At 67.0% G+C, this 11,867-nt stretch carries 10 protein-coding genes; 6 read left to right on the forward strand and 4 right to left on the reverse strand.

Going from position 1 to position 11,867, the window contains the following annotated elements:
• Window positions 1-16 precede the first annotated feature (16 nt).
• Together V1260_RS15325 and V1260_RS15330 are read right to left on the reverse strand one after the other, a co-directional pair.
• A protein-coding gene (locus V1260_RS15325) for an IS3 family transposase (protein WP_329747683.1) occupies window positions 17-1,164 on the reverse strand; the annotation gives its coding sequence in 2 pieces (ribosomal slippage) (window positions 17-894 and window positions 894-1,164; 1,149 coding nt in all).
• Window positions 1,165-1,604: 440 nt separating this feature from the next.
• A complete protein-coding gene (locus tag V1260_RS15330) occupies window positions 1,605-2,042 on the reverse strand; it encodes a hypothetical protein (protein ID WP_329747684.1) in 438 nt (145 codons plus the stop codon).
• Between the two features lie 315 nt (window positions 2,043-2,357).
• Between V1260_RS15330 and V1260_RS15335 the strand changes: the two genes are divergently transcribed.
• The 3 genes from V1260_RS15335 (at window position 2,358) to V1260_RS15345 (ending at window position 6,073) form a co-directional block, all read left to right on the forward strand.
• Window positions 2,358-2,948, forward strand: coding sequence for a recombinase family protein (locus V1260_RS15335; RefSeq protein ID WP_329747685.1), 591 nt, complete (start codon window positions 2,358-2,360; stop codon window positions 2,946-2,948).
• A gap of 29 nt (window positions 2,949-2,977) precedes the next feature.
• Complete coding sequence (locus V1260_RS15340; RefSeq protein ID WP_329747686.1) at window positions 2,978-4,615, forward strand: DNA methyltransferase; 1,638 nt, start codon at window positions 2,978-2,980, stop codon at window positions 4,613-4,615.
• A gap of 1,200 nt (window positions 4,616-5,815) precedes the next feature.
• Complete coding sequence (locus V1260_RS15345) at window positions 5,816-6,073, forward strand: hypothetical protein (protein ID WP_329747687.1); 258 nt, start codon at window positions 5,816-5,818, stop codon at window positions 6,071-6,073.
• Window positions 6,074-6,316: 243 nt separating this feature from the next.
• On the opposite strand, the gene V1260_RS15350 is transcribed toward V1260_RS15345, so the two are convergent.
• Window positions 6,317-7,756, reverse strand: a complete 1,440-nt coding sequence (locus tag V1260_RS15350) for a glutaredoxin family protein (protein WP_329747688.1) — start codon at window positions 7,754-7,756, stop codon at window positions 6,317-6,319.
• Between the two features lie 156 nt (window positions 7,757-7,912).
• Window positions 7,913-8,239: a hypothetical protein gene (locus V1260_RS15355; protein WP_329747689.1), complete on the reverse strand. Its 327-nt coding sequence runs from the start codon at window positions 8,237-8,239 to the stop codon at window positions 7,913-7,915.
• Between the two features lie 262 nt (window positions 8,240-8,501).
• On the opposite strand from V1260_RS15355, the gene mobC reads away from it, so the two are divergent.
• The 3 genes from mobC to V1260_RS15370 are packed head-to-tail and all read left to right on the forward strand — an operon-like array spanning window position 8,502 to window position 11,842.
• Complete coding sequence (mobC, locus tag V1260_RS15360) at window positions 8,502-8,843, forward strand: plasmid mobilization relaxosome protein MobC (protein ID WP_329747690.1); 342 nt, start codon at window positions 8,502-8,504, stop codon at window positions 8,841-8,843.
• The gene (locus V1260_RS15365; RefSeq protein WP_329747691.1) at window positions 8,833-10,446 is read left to right on the forward strand and encodes a relaxase/mobilization nuclease domain-containing protein; all 1,614 of its coding nucleotides are present in this window, start codon (window positions 8,833-8,835) and stop codon (window positions 10,444-10,446) included. The genes mobC and V1260_RS15365 overlap by 11 nt, the downstream gene beginning before the upstream one ends.
• A 10-nt stretch (window positions 10,447-10,456) precedes the next feature.
• The gene (locus V1260_RS15370; RefSeq protein ID WP_329747692.1) at window positions 10,457-11,842 is read left to right on the forward strand and encodes a hypothetical protein; all 1,386 of its coding nucleotides are present in this window, start codon (window positions 10,457-10,459) and stop codon (window positions 11,840-11,842) included.
• Window positions 11,843-11,867: the final 25 nt, after the last annotated feature.

Below are 11,867 nucleotides of genomic sequence, written 5' to 3' on the forward strand. Positions count from 1 at the left end.
TGGGCCGCCCCCGTTGTTAGGTCCGGTCTCTGTGTGAGTCGTCGGGTTCCATTTCGTGGGTGCAGTGGCGAGCATAGTCGGCCGGGGTGAGGTAGCCCAGCGCCGAGTGGCGTCGCACGGTGTTGTACTCGACTTTCCAGTCGCCGATGACGACCTGGGCGTGCAGCAGTGAGTAGAAGCTGTTGATGTTCAAGCACTCGTCGCGCAGGCGGGAGTTGAACGACTCGACGTAGCCGTTGAGCCACGGCGAGCCGGGCGGGATGTACGACAAGCCGGTGCGGGTGCCGGCCCAGTCGGCGATCGCCTGGCTGATGAACTCGGGCCCGTTGTCGCTTCTGAGGACCGCGGGCGGGCCGTGCAGCTTGACGAGGTCGTCGAGATGGTCGGTGAGACGGTCGGCGGTGATGGAGCGTTCCACGAGGCCGCCGAGGCAGACCCGGGTGTGCTCGTCCACGATCGACGCGATCTTGATCGGACGCCCGGCCTCGTCGACGTCGAACTGGAAGTCGATGGCCCACACCACGTTCGGGGCGCACGCCTTGGGGGCGTCCGCGGTCGAGGAGCCGATGCGCTTACGGCGACGTTGCTGGGGCACGCGTAGGCCTTCCTCGCGCCATAGCCGCTGGATCTTCTTGTGGTTGACCTGCCAGCCCTCGCCGCGGGCGTCGTGGTACGCGCGCCGGTAGCCCCAGCGGGGGTGCTTCTTCGCGTAACCGCGCAGCCATTCACGCAAGGCGGCGTCGGGGTCGGCGACGGTATCGGCCTTGAGGGTGCGCCGGTAGGCGGACCTGGATAGCCCGGTCAGCCGGCACGCCATCCGCTCGCTCACCCGCATCTTCGCGATGAGGTGAGCGACGGCGGCGCGCCTCCTGCCCGGGCCTAGAAGTTTCCCTCTGCCAGCTCCTTCAGCGCCGCCTTCTCCAGCTCTGCTTCAGCGAGCAGACGCTTGAGGGTGGCGTTCTGCTTCTCGAGCTCCTTGAGGCGCTTGGCGTCGTCGGCCTTGAGCCCGCCGTACTGGTTGCGCCACCGGTAGTACGTCTGTTCCGACACGCCCAGCTCGCGGCACACCGCCGCGACGTCCGCGCCATCGGCCAGCATCCGGTCGGCCTGTCCGAGCTTGCGCACGACCTGCTCAGGCGTGTGCCGCTTCCTCGTGTTCGTCATGATGAGACCAGTCTTCCTGCCCGCAGCAGCGAGCATCAAGAGGACTCACACAACGACTGGACCTACATCACGGGGTCAGCCCAGCGAAGCTCGCGAACATCTCGACTCGTGGGATGCCAGAGGTGCCGGTGACTTCTCCGTGCAGCTCTTCGAGGCGGCGGTTGCTCGTGCTCGATGGAACGAGGCCACCGGAGATGCGACAGCGGCTGCGGAGTGGGCAGCCCATGCGCTTGAGCTCGCCGCGGTCGAATCTCCACTGAAGAACGTCCCGGGGCTCGCAGTTCAAGAACTCGATGACGAACTGGGCACCTGGCTGACCGACCTGGCGGGAGGGTCAGTCACGGCCCTATAGTCACTGCGCCATAAACGATCGCTTGCGGCACTTGACAGCGATCGGGGCTGATGCGCTGGAGGCGAACGGTGGCAGATAAGGGATCCTCTTACGGGGAGTCCGGCAGTTCCTCTTGCGAGCTCACGCTTCGACCGAGGCGCCAGCGAACACCGTTCGTCTCGACTTTCAGCGTGGGCATTGGACGTCGGCGGAAGAGGCTGGGTCGATACGTTACCTCGCCTTCGCCCTGCAGGTAGGCGCGCACAAGGTGGGCGAGGTCCCGTAGTTCTGCTTCTTTGTCCGCCTCGTCCTCGCCATAGTCAAAGTTTCTGCGGCTCACGCCCAAGTCAATGACGTGCGCCTCGAACCACTCGTGACTCGCCGCCAGGGAGGCATGGCGTTTCTGGTCGCTAGAAGCTGTGCGGTTGCTCAACCGCATGCCGTAGGCATAAGGGGCTTCATGGTCGTCTTCCTCCCTGACGAACGTGCATTCGTCGAAGATCTCATCCACCACGCGGTGGAGCACTGCTCGCATGTCAATGGGCACGGCTTCAGTATGACCGGCGGGAATCTATCCGGGAGGCCCTCCGGTTGTCCGATCCTCGCCCGGGACGCGAGTCGCCCGGCCAATTCCCATCGCCCGAGAGCGGAGACCGCCATCGAGCGGCGAAGGACTCCCGTCACTCACTGGCGCAAGCCACAAGCCGGTGACCACGAGAGTGATGCTCCGTTGGGGTATACCCCAACCGAACACCCTCTGCCTGTAGGCCGGACGGTTCCGGATAGAGTCCCCGACGGCCACTTTCCGGACACATCTGCTTACCTACCTGAGCCGCCCACCCTTGTAGGACAGAATCGCCCTATGCCCACCACGCAGCGCGTCGCCTACGTCCGAGTGTCCTCCGCTGGCCAGAACCTCGATCGGCAACTCGAGGCCGTCGGCGCCGCCGACAAGACCTACCGCGAGTACCAGTCCGCCGCCACCGCCTCCGAGCGCCCTCAGCTCCGCGAGGCCCTCGACTACGTGCGCGAGGGCGACACTCTCGTCGTCTCCTCGATCGACCGCCTCGCCCGCTCGCTCCGGGACATGCTCGAGATCATGGAGGAGCTCGAGCGGAAGGGCGTCACGGTCGAGTTCATATCCCAGGGCCTCACGATCCGGCCGGACGGGGGTGACCTCACCACGCGCCTCATCCTGCACATCATCACGGCCGTCGCGCAGTCCGAGCGCGAGATGCTCCGTGAGCGACAGGCAGAGGGGATCGCTCTCGCGAAGCAGATCCCCGGCAAGTACCGCGGCCGCGCGCGCAAGCTGTCCAGCGAGCAGATCAAGGAGCTGCGCACTCGGGCCCTCGATGGTGTCCCCAAAGCCCAACTGGCGCGTGAGTACGACATCAGTCGAAGCACGCTGTATTCCTATCTTGAGCAGCCGGCCCTCCCGCTTACGGTGTAGGGGGGGAGGAATTTCGAGATACTGGCCGGGTGGCGACGAATCGACTGTTCTACGGCGACAACCTTCCAGTGCTCCGCGAGCACATCGCGACCGAGTCGGTCGACCTCGTCTACCTCGACCCCCCGTTCAACTCGAATAGGTCGTACTCCGTCATCTTCGGTGAGCACGTCAAGCGGGATGCCGACGCGAACGCGCAGATCCAGGCCTTCGATGACACCTGGCACTGGACCCCCGAGACGGATCGGCTCTACCGCGACATCTTGATCGAGGCTCCCACTTCTGTCGCGGATGCCATGCAGGCGTTCCGGACCCTACTTGGCGAGAACGATGCCATGGCGTACCTCGTGATGATGGCGCCGCGGCTGGTGGAGCTCCACCGCGCACTCAAGCCCACGGGATCGCTGTTCCTACACTGCGATCCCACGATGAGCCACTACTTGAAGGTTCTGCTTGACTCGATCTTCGGTGCGGTCAACAGCCGCAATGAGATCGTCTGGCAGCGCACCGGGGCGAAGGCTCTGCAAACTGTACGTCTGGCCAACAACCACGACGTCATCCTGTACTACGCCAAGTCCGACCATGCGATCTGGAACAGCGATGAGGCGTTCGTTCCTTACGACCTCGATGCTCTCCCGGAGAAGACAGCGAAGAAGTACTCCCACATCGAGCCGGGAACAGGCCGCCGGTATCAGCTGGACAACCTCATCAACCCCAATGCCAACCGCCCGAACCTGACCTACGAGTTCCTCGGCGTGACGAGAGTGTGGCGGTGGACCAAGGAGCGCATGCAGAAGGGCTACGAGGACGGCATCGTGGTCCAGACGGCGCCGGGACGTGTCCCTCGGGTGAAGCGGTACCTGGACGAGCAGCGGGGACTACCGCTGGGTGATGTGTGGACAGATATTTGGCCGCTGAACAGCCAAGCAGCCGAGCGGCTGGGGTATCCCACGCAGAAGCCGCTCGCCCTGCTGGAGCGCATCATCAAGCTCACGACAGAACCGGGGGCCGTGATCCTCGATCCGTTCTGCGGGTGCGGAACGACCGTGGATGCCGCCCAGAAGCTTGGTCGATCGTGGGTTGGTATCGACATCACGTACATCTCGATCGACCTCATCATCAAGCGACTGCAGGCCACCTTCGGGCAGTCCGTGATGGATGACGTCGAGGTCGATGGCATCCCCTACGACATGCAATCCGCGCAGCGGCTGTTCGAGAAGTCCCCGTTCGACTTCGAGCGCTGGGCCGTCTCCATGCTCCACGCGCAGCCGAACGAGAAGCAAGTCGGCGACAAGGGCATCGACGGCGTCCGCCGCTTCATCATCGACTCGCAGAGCGTCGGCAAGGCCCTCGTCTCGGTCAAGGGAGGGAAGAACGTGCCCCCCACCCACGTGCGCGACCTTGCCGGCACCGTCCACAACGCCCGCGACGCGCAGCTCGGCGTGCTCATCACCCTCAACGACTCCCTGACCCGCGGCGCGCAGGAGGTCATCAACACCTCCGGCGTGTGGACTCATCCCGCCAACGGCCAGGACTTCCCCGTCCTCCAGCACATCTCCGTGCGTGACCTCATGGCGGGCCGCCGGCCTAACCTCCCGACCGCCCTGGCCCCGTACATCTCGGCGCAGCGCGGCGTTGAGCTCATCGATCAGGGGAAGCTGTTCGGATAGGGAGGACGTGCACTCGTCGCGCACCCGCGCTGTCTCGCTGGCATGCTGTCACACTCGACGGCTTCCAGCGCGACAACGACTCCCGCGGTCGCTGGGAGGTGCGATGGTGCTGGTGCGCTGTGGCGACGAGTCGGGTACGGCAGGCGCGTGCCCAGCCCCTTCCGTTGGAGAGCGTGGAGCGCGACCTCGGCGTGCCCCTGATCTGCCGAACGAGCAGTGTGGCCGCCGCGCTTGTCGCACCCGCTGCTTAGGGTCATTGCCATGACTGAACGCCTGACGGAGTACGAAGGGTCGCGGGTGGTCCCGCCACTGCTCCGCGGCGCCCACGGGTGGGCGGAAGAGCAGCCGGCAAAGTGCGCCTGTGGGAGTGAGCGGTTCCTGATCGGCTGGGCGGCCTGCTCGTGTCGCACCGACACACACGCCCCGGGCCACCGCACCTGGGAGTGCCGCACGTGCGGCCGACGCATCGCACTTGGCTGCCTGGGGCCGGCAGGGCTCGGTCCAATGGAGGGCTACGGCTGCAGAACCGGCCCGCGGCGCGCAGTAGCAGCGCAACGGCGCGTCCCAGCGCAGAGAGATCCGTGATCGAAGGAGGTGGGGCGTGCGGGGTGCCGTACCCCACGGGCGCGTCCCCGACTCTCAAGGATCGGCCGGCGGCTCCAGCTCGGTCCGGGGTCTGTGGTCCCGAGGGGGAGTGGATGGGGGAGTTGAGATTGCTCTAGGGCGCCCTGTTCTCGAGGTGGTGGCGGTGCTGGCCTGCTTCACGTCTGAGGGAAGAAGGCAGCTCGGCCCGGTGGGTTGACGCCGTGCTGTCCCGCGAGCTGGCGAGGTAGAGCCGGACCTCACCTCGGCCGAGACGGCGTGGCGTGTGGGTCGCCGACGGTAGGGTGGCTCCCCCTCAGGGGGGAGGAGGTGAGCGGGGAGATCGCAGAGGCGCTGGTTGTGGCGGTGGCACTGGTGACGGCGGTGCTGAATCTCGGGACGGCCGTGCTGCGGCTGCTCGAGGCGGAGCGAGGCCGGGTCCGTCGGGGGCGCGGCGGGCGGCACAGTCGATGAGTGAAGCGGGAGGGGGTGGCGAGTGTCGCTCCCTCCCGCTCCGCAGTCAGGGCCGGAAGTTGTCCACAGTCCGGCGCCGGCCCTGGACGACCGGATCGCACGGCAGGCGATCCTGGCAGTCACCATTTACAGAGCGGAGCTGCCATGAACGCCAACGATCCTGACTACGCCCACATCCAGGATGCCGAGGAGACTCTCGCCTGCCGCGAGCTATGGCGTGAGGAAGCGCTGCTGGCGAGGCTCGATCCCGATCAGATCGGCGACGAGCTCCCCGCAGACGTCCCGGCCGGCAGCGAGGGGGAGTGGCGCGAGTTCGTCGCGCTGTACGACATGCTCGAGGCCGGCGGGGAGCTTCCGGCAGCGCGAGCAGCGGAATCGGACCGCTCCGCGGGCTGCCCGTGATTCCTCGAGGCTTCGCCGAGGAATCCGGCGGCACGCCTTCGGCAGTGCCGAGCGGCCTTCGCTCCGCGAAGCACCACCCCTCTAGGGGCGTCCTGCGGGGGTACGTTGATGCGCCAGCTCAGGCGATCGTGTTCGCGACGAAGCTCCCGACCCCGGCAAGCACGGCCTCGAAGTCCTACAGCGTGCTGCGGGCCGTGAAGCCGGAGTCACCGAGAGGCAATTCGAGGAACGGCTGCTCCATGTTCATCGGCCCTGGCCCGTCTCCCTACCCGTGTCGCCGGAGCGCTGCTGCCTGGTGCGGTGATCCAGGCCGTGTTCCCTCAACTTGTTGGGCTGGTACCCGGACCAGAGGTCACCGTCCCTCGTCTGCACCACGGGGGCGGTGATCTTCTCTCCCTCCTTGCCGAGCTGCCGCTTGAACTGCGCGAGCAGCTCGGGGTGATCCTTCAGCGGGATCTCGTCGTACTCGACGCCGGCCTTGTCCAGGGCACGCTTGGTCGCGTAGCACCCGGGGCAGCCGTCGGTGGTGTAGACCGTGACCTCCGCATCGACCTTCGCGGCGGTCTCCGCGACGGCGGCGACCTTCTCGCTCGCCTGCTGCACGGACTCCTGGGCCGCGACCACGCTCTCGCGCCCCTGGTCCGGTCGCATCCCCTCGAGCGCCTGGGTGAGGGTCTGGTTAGCGCTACCGAGGAACTCCCGTGCGGCCTCCGTGTCCTCGGTGATGCTCGCCATCGCGCGACGCACGCTCAGACGCGCCTCCGCAACCTCCTCCATTCCCGTCGGGAGGGCCGCCTCCTTCTCGAGCGCACGGGTCACCACCCCCTGATCCAGGGGCGAGATGCCCGTCGACGCCCGGATGCTCTCAAGGTCGAACTCCGGCACGATCCGAGAGATGTTGCCGAGCTGCCGGCGGACCTCCTCGGGTGAGATCGGGGCTTCCCCGTAGGGGATCGCCGCGCGAGCGATGGCATCGTGGTAGACGCTCTCGAGCTCGTCGCTCCCCGGCGGCATCTCGCCCTCGGCGAAGGCGGAGAGGTTCTCATCCAGCATCTCGATCCACTCGCGCACGCGATCTGGGCGATCGACATCGAGATACGCGCGCACCATCGTCGTGGACTGCACCCAGTCAGAGGCAACGCGGGCGGGATCGATGACCTCGTCCAGAGAGTTCGTCGCCCACTCCGGGCCGTCGCTCGTCGCCTCTGTGCTCGGCGCGGAGACGCCGCTCGCACTCTCCGTCGTCAGCCGCTCGTGCTCCTCGCGCACTCCGCTCAAGGCGACGAACGTCTGCTCCTCCCTGCCGACCAGAGCGCCTGCACGGTCGAGCATGTGGTCGAGGTCTTCCGCGCTGATGCCGAGCCTCTCAGCCGCTATGTCAGCGCCGATCCCTTCCCCGTACGCGCCGTACAGCTGCCCGGACTCGGCGCCGGCCCCCGCCTCGAAGATGACCGGCGGGACCTCCGCGCCGTCCTCGAGCGGCCGGCTGAGTCGCACCTGTGCACGAACCCCCGTGAGCGACCCCTCCACGCCGAGCTCCGACGCGCGCTCGTCCTTCGCCCACTCCTGAGCGAACTGCAGCGCCATCCCCCGCTGCAGGTTCCTCTCCATGTTCTCGAGCTCCTCCAGCCGCGCCTCCGCGCGGGAAGCCTCAGCGGACTCGTTGTTCATCGGCTCGGTCATGATGGTTCCCCTTCGTCCAGTGCCGCTTCTTCTGCGGCCTTCTTCCTGATAGATGCCACCCCTGTGTCCCTCGGATCCTGTCAGGGGTGGCGCGGAGCGCCCTTGACGGGAGCCGAGGGACACAGACACTCGAGCATCAGGAAGACGGTCAACCCCTCACGGAGTCGCCGCCCCACTCTCATCGCTCTGATCGTCCTCGGCGTTCTTCGTCCGCGCCGACGGACGGCGCCGCGGTGCTCGACCGGGCTCCTCGAATGCGAGGTGACCGGTCAGCTCCTTGCGATCCCAGCCGGCCTTCTCCGCCCGCTTGAACGACGCGGCGTACTCGCGCTGTGCCTCCTCGAGCGACGCCCGCGCCTCGTGCAGCGCGCTCGCGCGGTCTGCTAGGTCTCGCGCCGTTCCGAGGCGCTGGTCCATCAGGGAGAGCACCTTCTCATCGATCGGGTGCGACTCCTGGTCCGGGGTGTGATGTGCCTCGCTCATGCCCCCACGCTACCCGCGCGCACGTCACCCTTCAAGCCCCCTACGGGCATGAACAGCCGGAGCAAGATGGGACGTTAGGTGCCCTAACGCGATCTTGCCCTTGCGCTGCGCGCTCGGTTCCCACCACACTGGTGGGAGCGCTCACCGTTGGTGATCCGTTGCACTAGGCCGATAGGAGTCCGCTGTGGCGGGAGATTCGTTCGCTGTCGCGAGACGCGGGATGCGTCGAGCGAACGCCGACGAGCCACGAACCCGGCGGGTCGTGGTGAAGCTGACCGATGCGGAGTTCGCCTTCTTGGAGGCGCTGTCGGAAGCGCAGGGAGTGTCCAAGCCCGCTGTCCTGATGCGTGCAGTACTGACGGGCGGTACGGATGCGGCTGCTCGGTACGAGCAGTTGCTTGAGGCGCTATCGCGGACCCGCTTTCAACTCGGTACGGTCGCGAACAACGTGAACCAGCTGGCCCACCAGGCGAACTCCTTCGCGCGGGGCGCGAACGAGCCCGTCAGGGAAGAAGACGTTCGCGCTGCTCTCGACAGCGTTCGCTCTGTGCTCGATCGCGTCGACGCGATCGCTGTCCAGATTGGCGGCGACGATGATCGGTAAGCACATCGCGGTGGGAACAGGGCCAGGCTCTTTGGTGTCCTATCTCTTCGGCCCGGGACGACACAACGAGCACAGCGACCAGCGACTGATAGCCGGATCACCGATGATCATGGCTGGCTTTGGCGGAGTCGACCTCCGAGGCGATGCGCAGGCCCGTTCCGCCCTGGCGCAGGAGTTCGATGAGGCATGGCGTCGAGTGCGACGCGAGCGCGGACTGCCGTTGATCCCGACCGAGGGAGAGCAGGCCCGGGGAGCCGCCAGGGCGGACCGCGTGTTCCACGCCGTGCTCTCGCTTAGCGAGCGAGAGGGAACGCTGCCCGACGCGAAGTGGGCCGAGCTCGCGCGTGAGTTCGTGGAGCAGATGGACTTCGTCGATTCCAAGAACGGTGGGGACTGCTCGTGGCTCGCAGTGCACCACGGCGCGTCACGCGACGGGAACGACCACCTCCACATTTCCGTGAACCTCGTGCGCTCCGATGGTCGGCGCTGGAACGACCGCCAGTCGAAGCGGCGCACTGCGCAAGCCGCAGCCCGCATCGCGGCCAAGCACTCTCTCGAAGTCACGTTCGACAACGAGATGACTTCCGGTATCGGCAATCTGTCGCGTCCCGAGTGGGAGCGTGCACGAGCACAGAACCGTGAACCCGATCGCCGCGTCGCGCGGCGGATTCTTGAAGGTGCCGCCTTCGTTGCGAAAAGCGAGGCCGACTTCGTGAGGACTGCGCGTGCTGCAGGCCTAGTGGTCTTGCCGCGGCGTGGAACGGCACGGCGGGCCTCCCCGGATGGATACAGCGTCAAGGTGCGTGATTCGAAGGGCGGCATCTTCTACTCACCCTCGAAGATGGACAAGTCACTGGGGCTCGAGGAGCTGCGTGCTCGGTACGGCTGGGGACTCCGCTCGCGTCTCGAGGCGATCGACGTGTGGCATGAGCGCACGTCGCGGCCAGCCGGCAGCGCCTTCCGCCTCCCGGTCGTGGACCAGATCAGCGCTCTGCGTAAGGAGCTGGTGACCGAGGGTACGGACGTGCGCTGGCGCCGAGCAGCTCGAGAGGCATCGACCGTTCTGGGTGCCTGGTCGGTGAATGCCGAAGCACCGCAGGACAAGTATCTGGCGCGTGCCTCCGATGCCCTGCTGAAGGCCGCGCAGCCGCAGCGCTCCAGCCCCCGCGAAGTGGTGGCCGGCGCCGCCCAGACGATGGTGACCGTGACGCAGGCCGCGAGCAAGAACGACACCGCCGCCCGACTGGCGCTGATGATGCAGATGCTTCAGCTGGTCGATGCGATCGCACGGGCTGCCGATGCGGAGCGGGACCTCGTGAAGGCTCGGCAAGAGCTGGGACACGCCTCGGTGAGTCTGCGCGCTGAGCACTCGATTCTTGAGGCGATGCACAAGCGCGAGACCCTGCCTGCTAGCTGGTCGGTCGTCAACGGCGACCCGGTAGCGCGAGTGATCCGAGACCTCCAAGAAGCAGAGCGGCCGTCCCGAGCAGAGGCGAAATCTCCACCGCCGCCGCCGCGCCGGCCCCTCAGTGCCACCGTCCCGAGAACCGTGAAGAACCCGCCACAGACCAGGTCCGACCGTGAGGCCGGACCGGAGAGATAAGGGGAACATCATGACCGAAGCCGAAGACGACATCGTCGGAGACCACTCTCGCGTGATGCGTGGGATGTCCGCGACGGGCATGCGACTGATGGAGATTATCCAGCGCCGCAGAGAGGAACAGCGGCGCCGCGAGGCTGACGGCCAACGCGAGGCAGCCGAGGCGCTGCGCGATCGCCAGCAGGCGCAGCGCGACGCCGCTCGGACGATCGCGGCGCAAGGGCTGGACCCGCAGTGGCGCGAGCGCGCCAGCGACAGCGAGATCGCCACCGCCTACGTGTACGCCGAGGCCTACGCGCAGACGGATCCACTGGCGAAGGTTGCGCACGACCAGCTCAGCGATCACCTGACCGCGCGCCACGAGAACGTGGCCGAGTTTGTGGACTCCAACCTCAGTCAGGGCGACCTCGATCGGGTTCCGGCTCCGGAAGGCACTCCGAGCCCGACACAGCAACGGTGGATGGATGCCGCCCGTGCCGCGGACGCGGCGGACAGGTACGGCGAACAGCTAGAGCAGCTGGAAGCCGCCGGCCCGGAGACTCAGGCGACGTCGGCCGGGGAGATGCCCCGCACGCTGGATGCCGCGGAGCTCGAGCGAATGGCAGATCAGACCATCTCCCAGCTCCTCGGCGAGGACCCCCACACCATGGTTCTCCGCTTCAAGAGCGGCGACCTCAACGAGGAGATGCAGTCCGCGAAGGCCAAGACGGTCATCCTGGACTCGGAGGCCCTGAAGCGATGGTCCGATCAGACCATCGGCGATCTCGCCGGGCCTCGCCCAGACTCGATCGTGGTGATTCCAGACCTTACGGAGCAGCAGCGGCTGCACCGCATCGGCCAACACCTCGCGAGCGTCGGGGACGAGGTCGCGAACCAGTGGGCCGACCTCACCGAGCAGTTCGGCCGCGACCGCGCTGATGCATGGCTGGAGGGCAACCTCACTGAATCTGAGCTGGCCCGCATGACCAAGTGGCAACTGTGGAACGAGGCGCAGCGCGAGATCGCCGAGGGCGCCACCATCCAGGACGCGATGGAGGAACTTGCCGAGAGAGAAGCCGACCTCGGCCTCGACCTTCAGCCGAACGACTACGGCGCCCGTTCCCCCGAGGACCTCGCCGGAGATCTCGCCGAGCATGAGGGTAAGGCGGCGATCGCTCTCGAGCGTGGGGACCTGGAACATGCGGGCCTGGGCCAGTTCGCGCACGAGAGGAGCGTGGGCGACCTCGAGCAGCGTGACCCCCAGGCCGCGAGCGTCCTCAAGGTCACCCAGCCCGGCCGCTCCCAGAGCGCTGCCACCCAAGTCGCGCGCGCGGCGCAGAAGAAGTCCGCAGAGCAGCGCAAGGCGCACACGAACGGCCAGGAACGCGGCCCCGCCCGCGATCACGGACGTAGCCGCTGATCCGGTGACCGGGCAGCGCCCGGAT

This window comes from Brachybacterium sp. J144 (genome assembly GCF_036321705.1).
GTDB lineage: Bacteria > Actinomycetota > Actinomycetes > Actinomycetales > Dermabacteraceae > Brachybacterium.